Origin of the sequence: Flavobacterium cauense R2A-7 (assembly GCF_000498475.1) — a bacterium.
Taxonomy (GTDB): domain Bacteria; phylum Bacteroidota; class Bacteroidia; order Flavobacteriales; family Flavobacteriaceae; genus Flavobacterium; species Flavobacterium cauense.
On record NZ_AVBI01000014.1, the window covers coordinates 198,017 to 219,241 of the forward strand.

18 protein-coding genes are annotated in these 21,225 nt (G+C 39.9%); 15 read left to right on the top strand and 3 right to left on the bottom strand.

Annotation, left to right across the window (positions count from 1 at the left end):
• Positions 1-91 precede the first annotated feature (91 nt).
• The 9 genes from FCR2A7T_RS07025 (at position 92) to FCR2A7T_RS07065 (ending at position 12,177) form a co-directional block, all read left to right on the top strand.
• Positions 92-1,399: a c-type cytochrome gene (locus tag FCR2A7T_RS07025; RefSeq protein WP_023570586.1), complete on the top strand. Its 1,308-nt coding sequence runs from the start codon at positions 92-94 to the stop codon at positions 1,397-1,399.
• Between the two features lie 31 nt (positions 1,400-1,430).
• The gene (locus tag FCR2A7T_RS07030; protein WP_023570587.1) at positions 1,431-4,484 is read left to right on the top strand and encodes a TAT-variant-translocated molybdopterin oxidoreductase; all 3,054 of its coding nucleotides are present in this window, start codon (positions 1,431-1,433) and stop codon (positions 4,482-4,484) included.
• Positions 4,485-4,523: 39 nt separating this feature from the next.
• The gene (nrfD, locus tag FCR2A7T_RS07035) at positions 4,524-5,930 is read left to right on the top strand and encodes an NrfD/PsrC family molybdoenzyme membrane anchor subunit (RefSeq protein ID WP_023570588.1); all 1,407 of its coding nucleotides are present in this window, start codon (positions 4,524-4,526) and stop codon (positions 5,928-5,930) included.
• Between the two features lie 6 nt (positions 5,931-5,936).
• A complete protein-coding gene (locus tag FCR2A7T_RS07040; RefSeq protein ID WP_035117720.1) occupies positions 5,937-6,464 on the top strand; it encodes a DUF3341 domain-containing protein in 528 nt (175 codons plus the stop codon).
• 8 nt (positions 6,465-6,472) lie between these two features.
• Complete coding sequence (locus FCR2A7T_RS07045; protein ID WP_023570590.1) at positions 6,473-7,024, top strand: c-type cytochrome; 552 nt, start codon at positions 6,473-6,475, stop codon at positions 7,022-7,024.
• A 21-nt stretch (positions 7,025-7,045) separates the two neighbouring features.
• Positions 7,046-8,569, top strand: coding sequence for a hypothetical protein (locus FCR2A7T_RS07050; RefSeq protein WP_035117722.1), 1,524 nt, complete (start codon positions 7,046-7,048; stop codon positions 8,567-8,569).
• Positions 8,570-8,588: 19 nt separating this feature from the next.
• Positions 8,589-9,755, top strand: a complete 1,167-nt coding sequence (locus tag FCR2A7T_RS07055; RefSeq protein ID WP_023570592.1) for a cytochrome c oxidase subunit II — start codon at positions 8,589-8,591, stop codon at positions 9,753-9,755.
• 35 nt (positions 9,756-9,790) lie between these two features.
• Positions 9,791-11,593 carry a cytochrome c oxidase subunit I gene (locus FCR2A7T_RS07060; protein WP_023570593.1) on the top strand — a complete coding sequence of 601 codons (1,803 nt, stop codon included), beginning with the start codon at positions 9,791-9,793 and terminating at the stop codon, positions 11,591-11,593.
• A 65-nt stretch (positions 11,594-11,658) separates the two neighbouring features.
• Positions 11,659-12,177, top strand: coding sequence for a MepB family protein (locus FCR2A7T_RS07065; protein ID WP_051369520.1), 519 nt, complete (start codon positions 11,659-11,661; stop codon positions 12,175-12,177).
• Between the two features lie 48 nt (positions 12,178-12,225).
• On the opposite strand, the gene FCR2A7T_RS07070 is transcribed toward FCR2A7T_RS07065, so the two are convergent.
• Positions 12,226-13,635, bottom strand: a complete 1,410-nt coding sequence (locus FCR2A7T_RS07070; protein ID WP_035117724.1) for an APC family permease — start codon at positions 13,633-13,635, stop codon at positions 12,226-12,228.
• A 93-nt stretch (positions 13,636-13,728) separates the two neighbouring features.
• Between FCR2A7T_RS07070 and FCR2A7T_RS07075 the strand changes: the two genes are divergently transcribed.
• The 4 genes from FCR2A7T_RS07075 to queG all read left to right on the top strand — a co-directional run bounded on the left by FCR2A7T_RS07075 (position 13,729) and on the right by queG (position 16,366).
• Complete coding sequence (locus FCR2A7T_RS07075) at positions 13,729-13,956, top strand: (4Fe-4S)-binding protein (protein ID WP_023570596.1); 228 nt, start codon at positions 13,729-13,731, stop codon at positions 13,954-13,956.
• On the top strand, positions 13,949-14,254 hold the full coding sequence (locus FCR2A7T_RS07080) for a GNAT family N-acetyltransferase (protein WP_035117726.1): 306 nt from the start codon (positions 13,949-13,951) through the stop codon (positions 14,252-14,254). Before FCR2A7T_RS07075 ends, FCR2A7T_RS07080 begins: the two co-directional genes overlap by 8 nt.
• A gap of 65 nt (positions 14,255-14,319) precedes the next feature.
• The gene (gene ruvB, locus FCR2A7T_RS07085; RefSeq protein ID WP_023570599.1) at positions 14,320-15,342 is read left to right on the top strand and encodes a Holliday junction branch migration DNA helicase RuvB; all 1,023 of its coding nucleotides are present in this window, start codon (positions 14,320-14,322) and stop codon (positions 15,340-15,342) included.
• 100 nt (positions 15,343-15,442) lie between these two features.
• Entirely contained in the window at positions 15,443-16,366 is a 924-nt protein-coding gene (gene queG, locus FCR2A7T_RS07090; RefSeq protein ID WP_035117729.1) for a tRNA epoxyqueuosine(34) reductase QueG, read from the top strand.
• Here the strand turns inward: queG and FCR2A7T_RS14760 are convergent, their stop codons facing one another.
• Positions 16,367-16,792 (bottom strand): DUF2062 domain-containing protein, encoded by a 426-nt coding sequence (locus tag FCR2A7T_RS14760; RefSeq protein ID WP_051369521.1) that lies wholly within the window; start codon positions 16,790-16,792, stop codon positions 16,367-16,369.
• Positions 16,789-18,003 (bottom strand): phospholipase D-like domain-containing protein, encoded by a 1,215-nt coding sequence (locus FCR2A7T_RS07100; protein WP_081709373.1) that lies wholly within the window; start codon positions 18,001-18,003, stop codon positions 16,789-16,791. Before FCR2A7T_RS07100 ends, FCR2A7T_RS14760 begins: the two co-directional genes overlap by 4 nt.
• 225 nt (positions 18,004-18,228) lie before the next feature.
• Here FCR2A7T_RS07100 and FCR2A7T_RS07105 point away from each other — a divergent pair, with 225 nt between their 5' ends.
• Entirely contained in the window at positions 18,229-20,523 is a 2,295-nt protein-coding gene (locus FCR2A7T_RS07105) for an NADP-dependent malic enzyme (RefSeq protein ID WP_023570604.1), read from the top strand.
• Between the two features lie 96 nt (positions 20,524-20,619).
• On the top strand, positions 20,620-21,201 hold the full coding sequence (ruvA, locus tag FCR2A7T_RS07110; RefSeq protein ID WP_023570605.1) for a Holliday junction branch migration protein RuvA: 582 nt from the start codon (positions 20,620-20,622) through the stop codon (positions 21,199-21,201).
• Positions 21,202-21,225: the final 24 nt, after the last annotated feature.

Here is a 21,225-nt window from a genome sequence, read left to right on the forward strand (position 1 = left end):
ATAAGTCGTATTTTTGTCCGAGTTTATAAATAAGGCCTGTTTTCACGTAGCATAAAAATAGTGCCAAGTTTAGTTGATAATCATTTTAATTATGAAAAAAGTGGGTAACCATAATTCGTTTTCAAAAAAATTAATATTCAGCCTCGCGATGGTATTGTCGCTTTCGCTGAGTTCTTTGGCCCAAGATGCTGCCGCTCCGGCTGCTGGTGCAGGTGATCCTGCAAAAGGGAAAGCTATTTTTAACACAAACTGTGCGGCTTGTCATAAGCTTGATGCTAAAGCCACGGGACCAGCGTTGCGTGGGGTTGCTGACAAGTATGACAAGGAGTGGTTGTACAAATGGATTCATAACAGTGGTGAGCTTATCAAATCTGGTGATGCTCAAGCGGTTAAAGTTTTCGAAGAAAACAACAAGATTCCAATGACGGCATTCCCTCAATTATCCAACGAGGATATTGATAATATTATTGCCTATACGTCTGCGCCAAAAGAAGAAGCGCCTGCTGCAACTGCAACGGCTGCAACTGGTGGGGCTGCTGCGCAAGAAGGTGGGGTTTCCAATAATTTGATTTTGGGAGTTCTTGCTTTTGTGTTGGCTATATTGGTGGTGATGTTGTTGTTTGTTAAGAATGTGCTTAATAAAATTGCAGCGGCAAACGGTGTTGAAGTGGCGGCGAAAGAGAAATCTTTGCCAATTTGGAAAGCCTTTGCAAAAAATCAATTCCTAATGTTGGTTACGTCTATTATGATGATTTTAATCGGGATGTATTTCATCTATGGTTATTTGATGCAGATAGGTGTGGATCAAAATTACGAGCCGATTCAGCCAATTCATTTCTCTCACAAAATCCATGCGGGTGATAACAAGATTGACTGTAAATATTGTCACTCTTCTGCGCGTGTGAGTAAAAACTCCGGTATTCCGTCTCTAAACGTTTGTATGAACTGTCATAAGAGTATTTCTGAATTCCAAGGGGATAAAGATTCTACTTATGTTGAGTATTCAAAAGAGTTCTATACAGGTGAAATCCAAAAGCTATACGATGCTGTAGGTTGGGATAAAACAAATATGGCTTATACTGGTAAAACGAAACCTGTTAAATGGGTTCGTGTTCACAATCTTCCAGATTTCGTTTATTTCAATCACTCTCAACACGTTTCTGTTGCTGGAGTAGAGTGTCAAAAATGTCACGGTCCGGTTGAAACTTTTGAGATTATGAAACAACATTCTCCATTAACTATGGGATGGTGTGTGAATTGTCACAGAGAAACAAATGTAAAAGTGGAGGGTAATGCTTACTATGCTAAAATTCACGACGAACTTTCTAAGAAATATGGTGTAGACAAATTGACTGCTGCGCAAATGGGAGGTTTAGAATGTGGTAAGTGTCACTATTAATAATAAATTAAGAAGCTAATATTTATATACAATGGCATCAAACAAAAAATACTGGAAAAGTGTTGAGGAGCTAGACCAAAATAGCTCTATTGTTGAGACGCTAAGAAACAATGAATTTGTTGAAGAGATTCCTACGGATGAATTCCTGGGAGATGCAGCTACTTTGTCTGCTTCATCAACAACTCGTCGTGACTTTTTGAAATACGTTGGATTTTCAACAGCAGCTGCTTCTTTAGCTGCGTGTGAAGGTCCGGTTGTAAAGTCTATACCTTATGTAGTTCAACCTGAAGAAATCATTCCTGGTGTTGCAGATTATTATGCGACAACTATGATGGATGGTTTTGATTTTGCTAACATCTTAATCAAAACCCGTGAAGGTCGTCCTATTAAAGTTGAAAATAATAATTTACCAAATGCGAAGTTTGGTGCAAATGCAAGAGTTCATGCTTCAGTATTGTCATTGTATGACAGTATGCGTTTAAAGCAACCAAAAATTGCTGGAAAAGATGCTTCTTGGACTGATGTTAATGCTGCTGTAACGAAAAGTTTGGCAGAAGCGAAAGCTAAAGGTGGTCAGGTGGTGTTGTTAACCAATACAATGGCAAGCCCTTCTACTGATCGATTAATTGCTGATTTTATTGCTAAAAACCCAACGGCTAAACATGTTGTTTATGATGCGGTTTCTTCTTCTACTGCCTTGGATGCTTTCCAAATGGTTTACGGGGAGAGAGCTTTGGCTGATTACGATTTTTCTAAAGCGGATGTAATTGTTTCTGTTGGAGCTGATTTCTTGGGAGATTGGCAAGGTGGTGCTTATGATGCTGGATATTCCCAAGGACGTGTGCCTAAGAACGGAAAAATGTCTAAGCACATCCAAATTGAGGCAAATATGTCATTGGCCGGAGCAAATGCAGACAAACGTATTCCGCTTACGGTTACCGAGCAAAAACATGCTTTAGTTAAAATATATAATGTTGTTACCGGTGCTTCAGTAGGTGCTGCCAATTTAGGTAAGCAGGAAGACGCGGTAATGAAAGCGGCACAACAATTAAAAGCAGCCGGTGGAAAAGGTGTTTTGGTTTCCGGTTTGGATGATGTTAACGCTCAATTATTGGTGTTGGCAATCAACAAAGCGTTAACTTCTGAGGCATTTAATCCTTCTGCAGCACGCTTAATCCGTAAAGGTGACAGTAAAGCAGTTGCACAGTTGGTTGCAGATATGAAAGCTGGTGCAGTTCATACTTTAATTATGAATGGTGTTAACCCGCTGTACACTTTGGCAAACAGTGCTGATTTTGCTGAAGGTTTGAAAAAAGTAAAAACTTCTGTTTCTTTCTCTTTGAGAGAAGATGAAACAGCTGTTAAATCGACAATCGCAGCACCGGCACCACACTATTTGGAGTCTTGGGGTGATGTGATGATTGCAAAAGGACATTACGCAATCATGCAACCGACCATTCGTCCGTTGTTTGATACAAAACAATTCCAGGAAGCTTTAATGGCTTGGACTGGAAATACAGCTTCTTATTATGATTTCTTAAAAGCGGTTGGCTCTTCAATTGCTGTCGGAACAACTTGGAACAAATTGGTTCATGATGGAGTTTATTCTTCTGAAGTGGCTGTAGTTTCAGGAGGTTCTGCGGATTACGCAACGGCGGCTTCTACATTAGCAAATGCTAAAAACGCCGGCGGATTGGAATTGGTGTTATACACTAAAACCGGTATGGGAGACGGACAACAGGCTAACAACCCTTGGTTGCAAGAGTTTCCGGATCCGTTAACAAGAGCTTCTTGGGATAACTATGTTACGGTTTCCAAAAAAGATGCTGAAAAACTTGGATTGCAAAACTACAATGTGGCTAACGGAGGTCTTAACGGAAGTTATACTACGATTGAAGTTGCTGGTGTTAAATTGGAAAATGTTCCTGTGATTATTCAACCGGGTCAGGCTGTTGGAACCATCGGTTTAGCGTTGGGTTACGGACGTAAAGAAGGTTTGAAAGAAGAGATGCAAGTTGGTGTTAATGCATATAAATTGTATGCGAACCAAAATGCAAATCAGGTTGCTAAAGTAATCAAAACGGAAGGAGATCACGAGTTTGCTTGTGTGCAGTTACAAAAGACTTTAATGGGTAGAGGTGATATTATCAAAGACACTACCTTAGAAATATTCAATACTAAAGATGCTGAAGAATGGAACCCAATTCCAATGGTATCTTTAGATCACAAAGAAACTCCTGCTACAGAAGTGGATCTTTGGGATTCTTTCGACCGCACTATCGGTCACCACTTTAACTTATCAATCGACTTGAATGCTTGTACAGGATGTGGTGCTTGTGTTATCGCTTGTCATGCAGAGAATAACGTTCCTGTTGTTGGTAAGTCGGAGGTAAGAAGAAGCCGTGATATGCACTGGTTGCGTATCGACAGATACTACTCTTCTGAAGAAACATTTAAAGGAGATGAAGTGTTAAAAGGAAATACAAGCGGATTGATGAACTCTATCGATACCTTAACAGGTATGGAAGATCCTTCAGAAAATCCTCAGGTAGCCTTCCAGCCGGTAATGTGTCAACACTGTAACCACGCACCTTGTGAAACTGTTTGTCCGGTTGCGGCAACATCACACGGTCGTCAAGGACAAAACCATATGGCGTACAACCGTTGTGTGGGTACTCGTTACTGTGCTAATAACTGTCCGTACAAAGTACGTCGTTTTAACTGGTTCTTGTACAGCAAAAACAGCGAGTTTGATTATCACATGAATGATGATTTGGGTCGTATGGTATTAAATCCTGATGTTAACGTTCGTTCTCGTGGAGTTATGGAAAAATGTTCAATGTGTATTCAAATGACACAGGCAACCATTTTGAAAGCGAAAAGAGAAGGGCGTGAAATTAAAGACGGCGAATTCCAAACGGCTTGTTCTGCAGCTTGTACCAGCGGAGCGATGGTGTTTGGTGATGTAAATGATAAAGATGGTCAGGTGGCTAAATTAGCAGAAGACGAAAGAATGTATCATTTATTAGAGCATATCGGAACAAAACCAAATGTTTTCTATCACGTAAAGGTTAGAAACAACTAAGAGTAGTAAATAAATTAATAAGAAACAATATAAAGGATTATGTCGTCTCATTACGAAGCACCCATTAGAAAACCTTTAGTTATAGGTGATAAATCTTATCACGATGTAACAGTAGATGTAGCTAAACCTGTAGAAGGTAAAGCAAGCAAACTATGGTGGACCGTTTTCTCAATTGCATTAGCAGCTTTCCTTTGGGGAGCAGGATGTATGGTTTACACCATTTCTACCGGTATCGGAACTTGGGGATTAAATAAAACAGTAGGTTGGGCCTGGGATATCACTAACTTCGTTTGGTGGGTAGGTATCGGGCACGCCGGAACACTAATTTCTGCCGTACTATTATTATTCCGTCAAAAATGGAGAATGGCTATTAACCGTTCTGCGGAAGCTATGACCATTTTCTCGGTTGTTCAGGCAGGTTTATTCCCAATCATTCACATGGGTCGTCCATGGTTAGGGTACTGGGTATTGCCAATTCCGAACCAATTCGGTTCGCTTTGGGTAAACTTTAACTCGCCATTACTTTGGGACGTATTTGCGATTTCAACGTATCTTTCGGTATCATTGGTATTCTGGTGGACTGGATTATTACCGGATTTCGCGATGATTCGTGACCGAGCGGTAACTCCTTTCAACAAAAGAATTTATTCCATCCTTTCTTTCGGATGGTCGGGTAGAGCTAAAGACTGGCAGCGTTTCGAAGAGGTTTCTCTTGTATTGGCTGGTTTAGCAACACCATTAGTACTTTCTGTACACACGATTGTATCCTTTGACTTTGCTACTTCGGTAATTCCGGGATGGCATACTACAATCCTTCCTCCGTACTTCGTTGCGGGTGCAATCTTCTCCGGATTTGCGATGGTAAATACCTTGCTTATCATCATGAGAAAAGTATCTAATTTAGAAGACTATATCACCGTTCAGCATATTGAATTAATGAACATTGTTGTAATGATCACTGGTTCGATTGTAGGATGTGCTTATATCACGGAATTGTTCGTGGCTTGGTACTCTGGTGTGGAATACGAACAATACGCCTTCTTAAACCGTGCTACAGGACCTTACTGGTGGTCGTACTGGTTGATGATGACATGTAACGTGTTTTCTCCACAGTTCATGTGGTTCAAGAAATTAAGAACAAGTATCATGTTCTCTTTCATCATCTCGATTGTAGTAAATATCGGTATGTGGTTCGAGCGTTTCGTAATTATCGTAACGTCATTACACAGAGATTACTTACCGTCATCTTGGACAATGTTCCAGCCAACGTTTGTTGATGCAGGTATTTATATCGGAACAATTGGTTTCTTCTTCGTATTATTCTTATTATATTCAAGAAGCTTCCCAGTAATTGCTCAGGCAGAGGTTAAAACTATTTTGAAAACTTCTGGTGACAACTACAAAAGACAAAGAGAAAAAGAAGGACATCATTCACATAATCATTAATAGATCATGAGTACGAATAAAGTTATACATGCTATATATACTGATGATGATATCTTAATGGATGCTGTAAAAGCATCGAGAGCGGCTCATCATCACATTGAAGAAGTTTACACACCTTTCCCGGTTCACGGTTTAGATAAAGCTATGGGATTGGCTCCAACAAGAATTGCTATCGCTTCATTCCTTTATGGAGTTGTAGGTTTAACAGTGGCGGCTAATTTATTGAATTACATCATGATTGTGGATTGGCCACAGGATATCGGAGGAAAACCAAGTTTTGCTTTCTATCAGAACTTACCGGCTTTTGTTCCTGTTTTGTTCGAGTTGACCGTATTTTTTGCTGCCCACTTAATGGTTATTACTTTCTATTTGAGAAGTAGATTGTGGCCATTCAAGCAAGCGGAAAATCCAGATGTGAGAACTACAGACGACCACTTCTTAATGGAAGTAGCAGTAAATGGAAATGAGGAAGACATGATTTCTTTCTTTAAAAATACCGGTGCTGTAGAAGTTAAAGTAATTGATAAGCATTAATAGAAGATATGAAAGCCTTATATAAAATAGTAGCATTGGTTGGTGTGTCGATTGTCGCGACGTCTTGTTTCGATAAATCGAAACCTAACTATCAGTTCTTCCCTAACATGTACGAATCGGTAGCCTATGAAACCTATTCTGAGTCTTCTGCTTTTAACAGTGGAAAAGAAGGGCAATTACCAGCAAAGGGAAGTATAAAAAGAGGATTTGAACCTTATGCATATGAAAATACGCCTGCAGGTTACATGCAAGCTAAAGCAGAATTAAAATCTCCTTTGGATTCCTTATCTGTTAACGAAGAAAAGGGAGCCGAATTGTTTAACATTTATTGTGCTATCTGTCATGGCGAAAAAGGTGACGGGCAGGGTAATTTAGTTAAAAGAGAAAAATTCTTAGGGGTTCCTAATTATGCCGACAGAGAAATTACTGAAGGAAGTATTTTTCATGTAATTACTTATGGATTAAACTCTATGGGTTCTCACGCTAACCAATTATCTCAGCAAGAGCGTTGGTTGGTTACGGCTCATGTGTTGAAATTAAAAGGTGAATTAAGTAAGTAAAAATCATTTGAAAGTTTAAATATGTACACATTTTCAAACAAATTAAAAACTTTTGCATTCGTTCTTATGGCTCTTGGGCTTCTAGGAATTGCATATGGTTTTTTAACTGCACCAAAGACTACTGCAGACGTAGAAAAAATATTAGCCGAAAGTCATCATGACGGACATCATACCGCTGCACCTGCACACGCAGAAGCAGTTAAAGCTATCGAAGAGGTAAAAGATGCGGCTGTTCACGGAGAAAAAGTTAGCGATTCTGCAGTGGCGACTTTAGCAGCAACTGTTGAAGCTCATGCCGATTCTACTGCAACCCACGCGGACACTACACATGCCGCTGTTGCTCATGCTAATAAAGCACCTCACAATGATGCACACAAAGCAGAAGCGCATCATGGAGCTGAAGCGGATGCTCATAAAGAACACGAAGCACATTTGGAGCATGTATTACACCAATTGCAAAACAAACCATGGGCTGCTTTGTATGTTGCTTGTATTTTCTTCCTTTTGATTTCTGTTGGAGTTTTAGCATTTTATGCTATCCAATGGGCTGCACAAGCAGGATGGTCTCCGGTATTGTTCCGTGTTATGGAAGGTATCACCGCATACTTATTACCAGGTTCTATCATCTTTTTGATTTTATTGGTTTTGTCGGGTATGCACATGAACCATTTGTTTGCTTGGATGGCAGAAGGTGTAACGGATCCTAAAAGCGAACATTACGATGCAATTATTGCCGGAAAATCAGGTTTCCTTAACGTACCTTTCTTCTTAGGCAGAGCCATCGTTTTCTTATTGGGATGGAATTTATACCGTCACTTCTCAAGAAAAAATTCATTAGCACAAGACAATGCTACAGATGATTCTTTCTACAAAAAGAATTTCAAAATGGCAGCTGGTTTCCTAGCGTTCTTTATCGTGACGGAATCAATATCTTCTTGGGATTGGATTATGTCTGTTGATCCTCACTGGTACAGTACATTATTCGGATGGTATGTTTTTGCCAGCTTCTTTGTAAGTGGTATTACAACTATAGCTTTTGTAACGTTATACTTGAAATCTAAAGGGTATTTAGAATTCGTGAATACAAGTCACATCCACGATTTGGCTAAATTCATGTTCGGTATCTCTGTTTTCTGGACGTATTTATGGTTCTCTCAATTCATGTTGATGTGGTACTCTAATATCCCAGAAGAGGTAACCTATTTCGTAACAAGAATTGAACATTTCAAATTACCGTTCTTCGGTATGGTGGTAATGAACTTCGTGTTGCCAATCCTTATCTTAATCAACACCGATTTCAAACGTTTAACATGGGTTATCGTTATGGCTGGAATCATTATCTTAACAGGTCACTATATTGATTTCTTCAATATGATTATGCCTGCAACAGTTGGAGATCAATGGTTCATTGGGGTATCAGAAATCAGTTCATTGTTATTCTTCTTCGGATTATTCATTTTTGTAGTGTTTACCGCTTTAACGAAATCACCGTTATTGGCAAAACGCAACCCATTAATCGAAGAAAGTAAACATTTCCATTATTAATATTTAAAGTAATAAACAAATGACAAGTTTATTGGTACTTATAGTTGTAGTTTTATTAGGAATTGCGGTTTGGCAATTGACTAAGATATTCGATTTAACGCAGATTGGGGCAAAGAAAGAAAATTCTGAAATCGCCAACGATAATGATAATAATGTGAACGGATACCTAATGTTTGGCTTCTTAGTCTTCATTTATCTGACCACTATTTTCTGTGTTGTGAAATTCGGGGATTTACCTCTTATGAGCAATTCTGCTTCGGAACACGGTGCAGATTACGATAATTTGATGTGGATTTCAATGATTTTGATTTTCATAGTGCAGACTATCACTCAGGGTTTACTTCACTTTTTTGCATTCAAATACCGTGGAAAAGATGGTAACAAAGCTTTGTACTTTGCGGATAACGATAAGTTAGAGTTTATCTGGACTATTATCCCTGTAATTGTTCTAGCAGGTCTAATCCTTTACGGATTGTACGCTTGGACAAACATTATGTTTGTTGATGAAGAGGAAGATGTGATGTATGTTGAATTATATGCAAAACAATTTAGCTGGGAAGCAAGATATGCCGGTCAAGACAACTCACTTGGAAAAGCCAATGTTCGTTATATTGAAGGTGTTAATACGTTAGGTGTTGATTTGTCTGATCCGAACGCTCAGGATGACAAACAGGTGTCGGAATTGCACTTGCCGGTTGGAAAGAAAATTGTTTTCAAAATGCGTTCTCAGGATGTATTGCACTCAGCTTATATGCCACACTTCAGAGCACAAATGAACTGTGTTCCTGGTATGGTAACGCAATTTGCTTTCAAACCTACCATGACTACAGATGAGATGCGTAATTCTCCTGACATGGTTGAAAAAGTGGCCAGAATCAACAAAATCAGAGCTAAGAAAAGTGCTGAATTAGTTGCTAAAGGACAAGCTGCATTAGATTCCTACACTTTTGATTATTTATTATTATGTAATAAAATCTGTGGGGCATCACACTATAATATGCAAATGAAAATTGTGGTGGAAAGCGAAGCCGATTTCAAAAAATGGTTAAGCGAAAAGCCAGCACTAGGCAAAGTGATTAAAGATGCAAAAGCTGCAGAAGCTCCTGCAACTGAAGCTGCAGTTCCTGCAGTGAAAGCAGAAGCTGTAAAAGTAGATTCTACTAAAGCTTTAGCTCAAGTTAAATAATTATTGTTTTTTAATACTATTCAAATTAAAAAAATATGTCAGCAGTAGGACACGATTTAAGTCACGATCACGGTCACGATCACGAACACCACCATAAAGATACTTTCATTACTAAGTACATCTTTAGTATTGATCATAAAATGATTGCAAAGCAATACCTAATTACAGGTTTGTTAATGGGAATAATAGGTGTTGGTATGTCCCTTTTATTCCGTATGCAAATAGCTTGGCCCGAAGAATCTTTTGGAGTTTTTAAATTTTTCTTAGGTGAAAAAATGGCTCCGGGCGGAGTGATGAAGAATGATGCTTATCTTGCTTTGGTTACTATTCACGGTACCATCATGGTATTTTTTGTATTAACAGCAGGTTTAAGTGGAACCTTCAGTAATTTATTAATCCCGTTGCAAATTGGGGCACGAGATATGGCATCCGGTTTCATGAACATGATTTCGTATTGGATGTTCTTCATCTCTACCGTAATTATGTTGTGTTCTTTATTTGTTGAATCAGGCCCAGCATCTGCCGGATGGACAATCTATCCCCCGTTGAGTGCCTTACCACAAGCAATTCCCGGTTCAGGTACAGGAATGACGTTATGGTTGGTTTCTATGGCAATTTTTATTGCTTCTTCCTTAATGGGATCATTAAATTATATCGTAACGGTTATCAATTTGAGAACTAAAGGAATGTCAATGACAAGATTACCATTAACAATCTGGACATTTTTTGTAACGGCAATTATCGGCGTAGTTTCTTTTCCGGTTTTGTTATCAGCAGCATTATTGTTAATTTTCGACAGAAGCTTCGGTACTTCGTTTTTCTTATCGGATATCTTTATTTCTGGTGAAGTGTTACATTACCAAGGGGGTTCGCCAGTACTGTTTGAACACTTATTCTGGTTCTTAGGACACCCTGAAGTTTATATCGTTATTTTACCTGCAATGGGTATCGTTTCTGAAATTTTAGCAACGAATTCAAGAAAACCAATTTTTGGATATCGTGCGATGATTGCTTCTGTTTTAGCGATTGCATTCTTGTCGACTATCGTTTGGGGTCACCACATGTTCATCTCCGGTATGAATCCATTCTTAGGATCGGTATTTACATTTACTACTCTATTGATCGCGATTCCTTCAGCGGTTAAAGCATTTAACTGGATTACAACTTTATGGAAAGGTAATTTGCAGTTAAACCCTGGTATGTTGTTTTCAATTGGTATGGTTTCAACATTCATCACTGGTGGTTTAACAGGTATTATTTTAGGTGATAGTACTTTGGATATTAATGTTCACGATACTTATTTTGTTATTGCACACTTCCATTTAGTTATGGGGATTTCTGCACTTTACGGATTCTTCGCGGGTGTTTACCATTGGTTCCCTAAAATGTTCGGTAGAATGTTAAATAAAAACTTAGGATATATTCACTTCTGGGTTACAGCAGTTTGTGCTTACGGAGTTTTCTTCCCAATGCACTTCATCGGTATGGCTGGTCTTCCTAGACGTTACTATACTAACACTGCATTCCCTTTATTTGATGATTTAGCCGATGTTAACGTCTTGATAACCGTTTTCGCTTTAGTGGGTGCAGCATTCCAATTGGTGTTTATCTGGAACTTCTTCTATAGTATTTTCTACGGTAAGAAGGCTACACAAAATCCATGGAGATCGACTACATTAGAATGGACAACACCTGTTGAACATATTCACGGGAACTGGCCAGGTGAAATTCCTCACGTACACAGATGGGCTTACGATTACAGCAAGCCTGGTCATGATGAGGATTTCGTTCCACAAACTGTTCCTTATAAAGAGGGTGAAGAACAACTTCATCATTAAGATTATAAAATCACATAAAAAGCCTTTCCATTTGGAGAGGCTTTTTTTAATACTTGTTACAGCTTATGTCTGAAATGATAATTCCAGAGATTCTAATTGAAACAAAGCTATGTGTCTTTGATAGCTGTGGCTTAGTACTTCAGAATCCTTTATTGGGAAAAGAAAGCGCCGAGTATGATGCTTGTAGATTTCAACTCAATGGTTTAAAGATTGTATTTCGTTCGGCCAAAACAACACCAACGAAAATAGGGCAGTTCGTAACGCTATGGAAAAGAAAACAGGCCGGCCCCATTCAGCCTTATGAGGTTTCAGATGATTTTGATTTGGTTGTTATTAATGCTAAAACGGATACTCATTTCGGACAATTTGTCTTTCCGAAAGCTGTTCTAGCGCAACGCGGAATTATTACTTCGGAGGGAAAAGAAGGCAAGCGCGGGTTTCGGGTTTATCCGCCTTGGGATACTACAATAAACAAGCAGGCGCAGACTTCTCAAAAATGGCAGTTAGACTATTTTCTGATTATCCCATTTGATGGCTCGGTAGATCTTAGTCGTACAAGGTTCTTATACGGTATAACTCAATAAAAAACCCGCAATACTTCATTGCGGGTTTTTCAGTTCATATAATTGGGTTTATTGCTCTTTTCCTTTGGTTATATAGTAGACCGGAATGCCAGCCAACATAATCAATACCCCCCAGCCACAAGTTGAGAATTTCGTAATCAATAGCGAAATGCTGATGGCTGAAGCTACGACAATATAAAACAACGGCAGCAAAGGATAACCGATCGCTTTGTAAGGACGTTCCGCATCCGGTTGTTTTTTACGTAAGATGAAGATGCCGTAAATGGTCAGTATATAAAAGATCAAAACGATAATTACCACGAAATCCAACAAGTCACCGTATTTTCCGGTCAAACATAAGGCCGAAGCCCAAATACATTGTGCCCATAGTGCCCAAGCCGGAACACTGAATTCGTTCAGATGCGCCGCTTTTTTGAAGAATAAGCCGTCTTTAGCCATCGTATAATATACACGTGCTCCTGCCATAATCAGTCCGTTGTTGCAGGCAAAAGTCGAAATCATAATCATGATGGCAATAATGAGTGTTCCGATATTACCGAAAATGTAGTTGGCAGCAACCACCGCCACACGATCCGATTTTGCTGTGGCAATCTCTTCCAGTGGAATTACAGCTACATACATTACATTAGCCAATACGTAAATAAAGGTCACGATAAATGTTCCTAAAAACAAGCTAAGTCCCACATTGCGTTGCGGGTTTTTAATTTCCCCGGCAATAAAAGTCACACCGTTCCAGGCATCACTCGAAAATAAGGAACCCACCATCGCTGCAGAAATTCCGGTAATCAATGCCGTTCCCGAAATGGGAAGCCAATCTCCGGTTGCTGCATTAAAAGATTTTGTTGCCCAAACATCGGTCCAGTTTGCATTCCAGATTTCTGCTTTTGCTCCCATGGTAAGTCCGAAAATAATCAAGCCTATCAAAGAAGCGATTTTTATAATCGTTAGAACCGTTTGCAGCATTTTGCCGTTTTTGACGCCACGACTATTAATGTAGGTTAAAAGGATGATGGTGAAAATGGATACCAATTGTGCAGCATTCAGTTTAAAGGAACCGATTTCGTACAGCACGTTTTCATCGCTCACAAAGGGAACCAGATACGCGGCAAACTTAGAAAAAGCCACACCAACGGCAGCAATAGTTCCGGTCTGAATCACGCCGAAAAAACTCCAGCCGTATAAGAAAGCAATTAATTTGTTGTAAGCTTCTTTCAGATATACGTATTGTCCGCCCGCTTTAGGAAACATCGCACTCAATTCGCCATAGCTTACTGCGGCAATAACCGTAATCAATCCGGAGAACAACCAGATTAGCAACAGCCAGGCGGTAGAGCCCACTTGTCGGGCAATATCGGCACTTACAATAAAGATTCCGGAGCCAATCATCGAACCGACCACAAGCATGGTTCCGTCCAACAATCCCAATTCCCGTTTTAAATTCTGGTTTTCGTCTTGCATAAAATTTGTGTTAAATATCGCTAAAGATATAAAAAACATAATTTTTTAATGCTACTTTTTTTGTAACTTTGATAAAGCTAAATTCTTACGATTATGGAAAATACAAAAGAATATACCAACGGTGAAATCACGATAGTTTGGAAACAGCATTTGTGTGAACATTCCGGAAATTGCGTTCGGGGCTTGCCGGAAGTTTTTCGTGCCAAAGTACAACCGTGGATTAATGTTCGCGGCGCCAGTTCCGAGGAAATGATCGAACAGGTAAAGAAATGCCCGTCCGGAGCTTTATCGTTTTACTATAACAAAGACAAAAATGCGTGATTTACACGATGCGCTGTTTCGGGTGAATCCTGATAAGCGACGGTTTGAACTGGAATTGGAAAATCATATCGCCTTTGCTGAATTCATAACGAATAACGACAACATCGTTTTTGTAACCCATACCGAAGTACCTTCGGATTTGGAAGGAAAAGGGGTGGGTTCTCATTTGATTTCCCTTGCGCTTACCTGGATAAAGGAAAATGGATATACATTGGCACCGCTTTGCCCTTTCACTGCCGCCTATGTCAAAAGACATCCGGAATGGAAGGAAATTCTTGCGCTGGGATATCACGTTTGATTTTCGGTTTTAGAATCTGCCGTCTGAACACTGTAATCTGATTACTTTCTTTCTATCTTTGTCCCATGAATGAAAATCTGAATCCTAACAAAGAGCGTTTTACCCCGCAGGAAGTCGACATCGAAAAAGCCTTGCGTCCGTTAAGTTTTGATGATTTCTCAGGACAAGATCAGGTGCTGGACAATCTGAAAGTTTTCGTGGAAGCTGCTAATCTGAGAGGAGAAGCGCTGGATCACGCCCTTTTTCACGGTCCTCCGGGATTGGGAAAAACCACGTTGGCCAATATTCTGGCGAACGAATTGGGTGTGGGTATCAAAATCACGTCCGGACCGGTTTTGGACAAACCCGGTGATTTGGCCGGTTTGTTAACCAATCTGGAAGAGCGCGATGTTTTGTTCATTGACGAAATCCATCGTCTGAGTCCAATCGTGGAAGAATACCTGTATTCGGCAATGGAAGATTTCAAGATTGACATCATGATCGAAAGCGGTCCCAATGCCAGAACGGTACAGATTAATCTAAATCCGTTTACGTTGGTAGGGGCCACAACACGTTCCGGTTTGCTTACGGCACCCATGCGCGCCCGTTTCGGAATCCAAAGCCGCTTACAATATTACAATACCGAATTGCTGACGACCATCGTGCAGCGAAGTTCTTCGATATTAAATGTCCCGATTTCAATGGAAGCCGCTATCGAAATTGCAGGCCGCAGCCGTGGAACACCGCGTATCGCCAATGCGCTTTTAAGACGTGTTCGTGATTTCGCGCAAATCAAAGGAAACGGTAAAATCGATATCGAAATTGCCAAATACGCCCTAAAAGCGTTACATGTAGATGCAAACGGTCTGGACGAAATGGACAACAAAATCCTAACCACTATCATCGAAAAATTCAAAGGCGGTCCGGTTGGGTTAACCACTTTGGCGACTGCTGTTTCCGAAAGTGGCGAAACCATCGAGGAAGTGTACGAACCGTTTTTAATTCAGGAAGGGTTTATCATGCGCACCCCAAGAGGTAGGGAAGTCACCGAGAAAGCCTATAAACATTTGGGTAAAATCAAAACGAATATTCAGGGCGGACTTTTTTAGGGCATTCCCCTTCGGGTCGGGCTTTCGCACTCGCTTTTTTTAGTTCCGCGATGCTCCACTAAAAAAGAGCTCAAACAATTGCTCTATCCCTAATGCAAACATGAACGGTAGTAAATCCAAATACACAACAATAATCAAATCCGAAGCCCAACGCCTCGGGTTTTTGTCTTGTGGCATATCGAAAGCAGGATTTTTGGAAGAAGAAGCGCCGCGTCTGGAAGCTTGGCTAAAAAACAACTACCAAGGGGAAATGAGTTTTATGGAAAGTTATTTCGACAAACGACTGGACCCAACGTTGTTGGTGGACGATTCCAAAAGTGTGATTTCACTCTTACTGAATTATTATCCGCCGGAACTGCAAACCGAAGAAAGTTATAAGATTTCAAAATATGCTTATGGTAAAGATTATCATAATGTCATTAAAAAAAAGCTAAAGAAACTGCTCAATCATATCAAAGCCGAAATTGGTGATGTTTCTGGTAGGGCTTTTGTCGATTTTGCTCCCGTAATGGATAAAGCCTGGGCGGCCAAAAGTGGTTTAGGTTGGATTGGGAAACACAGTAATTTACTGACGCAAAAAGTCGGTTCTTTTTACTTTATCGCCGAATTGATTGTCGATTTGGAACTGGAGTACGACCACGCCACCACCGATCATTGCGGTTCGTGCACAGCTTGTATCGATGCTTGTCCGACAGAAGCCATTGTTGCACCGTATGTGGTAGACGGCAGTAAGTGCATTTCCTATTATACGATTGAGCTGCAGGACAATCTTCCGACCGAAATGAAGGGAAAATTTAATGATTGGATATTCGGTTGTGATGTTTGCCAGGATGTGTGTCCTTGGAATAGGTTTTCAAAACCGCATAATGAGCCATCGTTTCAACCGTATCCGGAATTGCTCTCTTATACCAAAAAAGACTGGGAAGAAATCACGCAGGAAACCTTCGAAAAAGTATTCCCGAATTCACCTTTAAAGCGTGCCAAACTATCCGGATTGCAACGCAACATCGATTTTTTAAAATAATCAGAACTCTTTGTCGTTCCTGAATTTTCTCACCATGTATTTCGAAAAGTAGAAGGCTATTGTTGCCATGATTCCGCTCACGAAAAAAGATCCGATTAAAATTGTTACTCCTATTTCCTTTAAATCTGCCTTCCAATTATCGATTTCGAAAACAATTGTATTGTGAAGGAATATTGTGCCAACCATATAATTTAAAACCATAAAAAAAGGACTTGTAAAAGGATTGGAAATAAGACTGGTGGCAAGTGCAATGGCCAAGTTGAATTTAAAAATTCTGCTCAAAAGCAGTACAATTGGGGTTCCTAAGCCAAAAGTGGGAAAGATGCTGATGAACGTACCAATCGCAGCGCCCCAGGCAATTTCGGCAGTGCTGTTTCTGGATTTGGCTATTTTTTCAAAGAATTCGGCTATGGTTTTCCATTTCATTTCAAAATGCTTTTAAAAAAACGGTTGTAAGGCAAGTACGTCAGCAGGATTTCGAAAAAACGCACAATGTAATACGAACCCCATTGTTTGAATCGGGTAAAAATGTTGTTTTGCGTTTGAAAAGCTTCCGATGTGATTGGATCGCATTGAGCAATAATGGTTTCCAAATGTTTTTGATAGTTTTCCGCAAATGCCTTCGAGTCGATGCCGACATTCATTTCGATACTGGCATAAGAACTTAAATGGTTCAGGTTGAAGGAGCCGATGGTTGTCCACTTTTGATCCACCACAGCTGTTTTTCCATGTAAAATGGACTGATTCCATTCGTAGAGTTCAATGTTGTTCCGAAGCAGAAACGCATAATAATAGTTAATGGCTTCTTTTACCAAAGGAACGTCCGATACTCCGGAAAGGATAAGCCGGATGCGAACGTTTCGTTGTGCCGCTTTTTTTAGGCTTCGGGTAAGTTTTTTTCCGGGTAAAAAGTAACTGCACACGATAATAATTTCAGATTGCGCAGTGTATATGGATTTTATGTAGCTTCTTTGGATTTCGTTTTTTTGCCGCAGCCAATCGTTTTGAAGGATGCTAATCTTGGTTTGATTTTCGGCGGAATCGGTTTTGCTTTTTTGAAAAGAAGGGTGTTTCTTTTTGAAAAAATAGTAATAACAAATGGCTTGTAGTTCGCGGGCGATACGAGTGTTTTTTATCAGAACAGCATAATCCAGCCAAGGTTTTTCTGTAGGTATACCTTCGTACTTTTCGGCAACATTAATACCACCAATCAAAGCAGTTTCGGCATCGATAACTACAATTTTATGATGCAAACGTCTTCCGAAATAAAAGGAATTGGAGGATAGTAATGGTGAAAAAAAGCGAAACTGAATGCCGCTTGAGCAGATCTCTTTTACGAAAACATCCGGTAAGGATCGCGAACCCAAGCCGTCCAGCAAAAGATATACCTCTACCTTTCTTGCAACGGCTTTTTTTAGCGCTGTTACAATTCGGTTTCCGGTGGCGTCGTTTTCCAGAATATAGATTTGAAAATGAATTTCGGTGCGGGCTTCGTTAATTATATTTTCCAACCGGTCAAAAAAATCCTTTCCGCTATGTACCAGTATAACGTTTTCTGTTGAAAAGTTGGTTGTAGTGTTTTGCATCATGAAGTCCTTTTTAAATTCTGAAAAGAACAATAAAAGTTTGATAGTCATCAATTTAAGAAAAATTAATAAGATGGGCAATGTTTTTTCGCGTTCCTTTTTTATAGATTCGGATTTCTGAATTGAAATTATAGCACGGTTAACGATTTTGGGTTTCAGAAATGGATTAATTACTTGTTAATGAATGTGTAAGAAAACTTTTTTAAAGAATAAGGCTAAAAATTTCAATTATTCTTAACATCCTTTTATCTTTGTTAGTTAGTAAATAAACAAACCATGCATAAAGACAGTAAAAGAAGAGAAGCTTTATTATACCACGCAAAACCCACACCGGGTAAAATCCAGGTTGTTCCTACTAAAAAATATGCTACGCAAAGAGATTTGGCTTTAGCCTATTCTCCAGGAGTTGCCGAGCCTTGTTTAGAAATTGAAAAAGACGTTAACAACGTTTATAAATATACTGCCAAAGGAAATTTAGTTGCCGTAATTTCTAACGGTACCGCGGTTTTAGGATTGGGCGATATCGGTCCGGAAGCCTCAAAACCGGTAATGGAAGGAAAAGGACTTTTGTTCAAAATCTTTGCCGATATTGATGTTTTCGATATTGAAGTCGACACTAAAGATGTAGAGAAATTCATCGAAACCGTAAAAAACATTGCCCCAACTTTTGGAGGAATCAATTTAGAAGATATTAAAGCACCGGAATCTTTCGAAATCGAAAGACGTTTGGTGGAAGAACTGAATATTCCGGTAATGCACGACGACCAGCATGGAACGGCTATCATTTCTTCGGCGGCGTTGCTCAATGCAGTAGAGTTGGCCGGAAAGAAAATGGAAGAGGTTAAAATGGTGGTTTCAGGTGCCGGTTCTGCAGCGATTGCCTGTGCGAACTTATATGTTTCTTTCGGGGTGAAACCCGAGAATATCGTAATGTTCAACAGTAAAGGAGCACTACGAAAAGACGACCCTAAAATTTCAGAAATGCAACGCGCCTATGCTACCGATAAGCATTATGACGGACTTGCTGATGCCATGAAAGGTGCCGATGTTTTCATCGGATTGTCTTCGGGAGATATTGTGACGCCCGAAATGTTGTTGGGAATGGCCGATAACCCGATTGTTTTTGCCATGGCGAATCCGACACCGGAAATCAAATACGATTTGGCGATTGCTACACGAAAAGATATTATTATGGCTACCGGGCGTTCAGATCATCCTAATCAGGTGAACAACGTACTGGGATTCCCGTTTATTTTCCGTGGAGCGCTTGACGTTCGCGCTACGAAAATTAACGAAGAAATGAAAAAAGCAGCCGTTGTGGCTTTGGCCAATTTGGCGAAAGCTTCGGTGCCGGAACAGGTGAATATCGCTTACGGCGAAACGAAACTGACTTTCGGTCGCGATTATATTATTCCAAAACCTTTCGATCCGCGATTAATTGCCGAAGTACCACCGGCAGTTGCAAAAGCAGCCATGGAATCAGGTGTGGCGTTGTCTCCGATTACCGATTGGGACAAATACCGTGACGAATTGTTGGAGCGAATGGGGTCTGATAATAAAATGGTTCGTTTGTTAATTAACCGCGCGAAAACCGATCCTAAAAAAGTGATTTTTGCCGAAGCCGATCATTTAGATGTGCTGAAAGCAGCTCAAATTGTTAAGGAGGAAGGTATCGGGGAACCTATTTTGTTAGGAAATAAGGAAACGATTATCGAACTTAAAAACGAAATTGGTTTCGATGAAGATGTGGTGATCATCGACCCAAAAACCAAAGAAGAAGAAGAACGCAGAAACCGTTTCGCCAATGCATATTGGGAATCGAGAAGAAGACGCGGTACATCTCTTTTAGATGCTCAAAAATGGATGCGCGAACGCAATTATTTTGCTGCCATGATGGTTAATGAAGGGGAAGCGGATGCTTTGGTTACCGGATTCTCAAGAAGTTACCCAACGGTGGTAAAGCCAATGTTGGAATTAATTCCGAAACAGCAGGGCGTTACCCGTATCGCGACTACGAATATGATGATGACCAAGCGCGGTCCTATCTTTTTAGCAGATACGGCCATCAACCCGAATCCAACGGCGGAAGATCTTGCTCGCATTTCATTAATGGCGGCTAAAACGGTAAGAATGTTTGGAATGGAACCGGTAATTGCAATGGTTTCGTTTTCGAATTTCGGTTCATCGTCAGACGAAAGTGCAGTCAAAATCAGAAAAGCAGTTGAAATTTTGCATGAACAACATCCGGATTTAATCGTTGATGGTGAAATCCAAACCGATTTTGCTTTAAATCAGGAGATGTTGGCCAGTAAATTCCCGTTCTCAAAATTGGCTAACAAAAAAGTGAATACTTTAGTGTTTCCAAATCTTGACGCAGCTAATATTACCTATAAAATGCTGAAAGAACTAAACAAAGTTATGTCAATCGGACCTATTATGATGGGAATGGACAAGCCGGTTCACATCTTCCAATTGGGTGCCAGTGTTGAAGAAATGGTAAACATGGCAGCCGTGGCAGTGGTGGATGCGCAGGAAAAAGAAAAAAGACTTAAACAAGCAGTGAAAAAATAATAAATAAGAATCTTTTATCCGATAAATAGGAACTTCATCCGTTCTGATTATCAGGGTAAAAGATTTTTCTTATTTTTGATTGATGAATTAATACGTATGATAGCACACATTCAGGGGAAATTAGTGGAAAAAACGCCTACCGAAGTTGTAATAGACTGCAACGGAGTAGGGTATCAGATTAATATTTCTTTACACACATTTTCTTTGTTGCCCAATTCAGACCATCTGAAATTATATACTTATCTTCAGATTAAAGAAGATGCGCATACGTTGTTTGGTTTTGTGGAAAAGGCAGAACGCGAATTGTTCAAATTACTGTTGTCGGTTTCGGGAGTTGGTGCCAGTACGGCAAGAACGATGTTGTCTTCCATTGCGCCGCAACAAGTCATTCAGGCTATTGCCTCGGGCGATGTCGGAACCGTTCAATCCATAAAAGGAATCGGGGCCAAAACGGCACAGCGTATTATTCTCGACCTGAAAGATAAAGTATTGAAAATATACAATTTGGAAGAAGTATCTTTCTCTCAAAGCAATACAAATAAAGATGAAGCGTTATCTGCTTTGGAAGTTTTAGGATTTGTGAGAAAAACGGCTGAAAAAGTAGTCGACAAAATCGTTAAGGAAAATAATGATGCTTCCGTAGAAACTATTATTAAACTAGCTTTAAAAAACCTGTAGTCCTTTGAAAACGCAATACCTTAA

Excerpts from the sequence above, each read along its gene's own strand:
- FCR2A7T_RS07080 (WP_035117726.1), top strand. The coding sequence starts at position 13,949 with ATGCGTGATTTACACGATGCGCTGTTTCGGGTGAATCCTGATAAGCGA.
- nrfD (WP_023570588.1), top strand. The coding sequence starts at position 4,524 with ATGTCGTCTCATTACGAAGCACCCATTAGAAAACCTTTAGTTATAGGT.
- FCR2A7T_RS07040 (WP_035117720.1), top strand. The coding sequence starts at position 5,937 with ATGAGTACGAATAAAGTTATACATGCTATATATACTGATGATGATATC.
- FCR2A7T_RS07025 (WP_023570586.1), top strand. The coding sequence starts at position 92 with ATGAAAAAAGTGGGTAACCATAATTCGTTTTCAAAAAAATTAATATTC.
- queG (WP_035117729.1), top strand. The coding sequence starts at position 15,443 with ATGAACGGTAGTAAATCCAAATACACAACAATAATCAAATCCGAAGCC.
- FCR2A7T_RS07060 (WP_023570593.1), top strand. The coding sequence starts at position 9,791 with ATGTCAGCAGTAGGACACGATTTAAGTCACGATCACGGTCACGATCAC.
- FCR2A7T_RS07065 (WP_051369520.1), top strand. The coding sequence starts at position 11,659 with ATGTCTGAAATGATAATTCCAGAGATTCTAATTGAAACAAAGCTATGT.
- FCR2A7T_RS07070 (WP_035117724.1), bottom strand. The coding sequence starts at position 13,635 with ATGCAAGACGAAAACCAGAATTTAAAACGGGAATTGGGATTGTTGGAC.
- FCR2A7T_RS07105 (WP_023570604.1), top strand. The coding sequence starts at position 18,229 with ATGCATAAAGACAGTAAAAGAAGAGAAGCTTTATTATACCACGCAAAA.
- FCR2A7T_RS14760 (WP_051369521.1), bottom strand. The coding sequence starts at position 16,792 with ATGAAATGGAAAACCATAGCCGAATTCTTTGAAAAAATAGCCAAATCC.
- FCR2A7T_RS07050 (WP_035117722.1), top strand. The coding sequence starts at position 7,046 with ATGTACACATTTTCAAACAAATTAAAAACTTTTGCATTCGTTCTTATG.
- ruvB (WP_023570599.1), top strand. The coding sequence starts at position 14,320 with ATGAATGAAAATCTGAATCCTAACAAAGAGCGTTTTACCCCGCAGGAA.
- FCR2A7T_RS07075 (WP_023570596.1), top strand. The coding sequence starts at position 13,729 with ATGGAAAATACAAAAGAATATACCAACGGTGAAATCACGATAGTTTGG.
- FCR2A7T_RS07030 (WP_023570587.1), top strand. The coding sequence starts at position 1,431 with ATGGCATCAAACAAAAAATACTGGAAAAGTGTTGAGGAGCTAGACCAA.
- FCR2A7T_RS07045 (WP_023570590.1), top strand. The coding sequence starts at position 6,473 with ATGAAAGCCTTATATAAAATAGTAGCATTGGTTGGTGTGTCGATTGTC.
- ruvA (WP_023570605.1), top strand. The coding sequence starts at position 20,620 with ATGATAGCACACATTCAGGGGAAATTAGTGGAAAAAACGCCTACCGAA.
- FCR2A7T_RS07100 (WP_081709373.1), bottom strand. The coding sequence starts at position 18,003 with ATGACTATCAAACTTTTATTGTTCTTTTCAGAATTTAAAAAGGACTTC.
- FCR2A7T_RS07055 (WP_023570592.1), top strand. The coding sequence starts at position 8,589 with ATGACAAGTTTATTGGTACTTATAGTTGTAGTTTTATTAGGAATTGCG.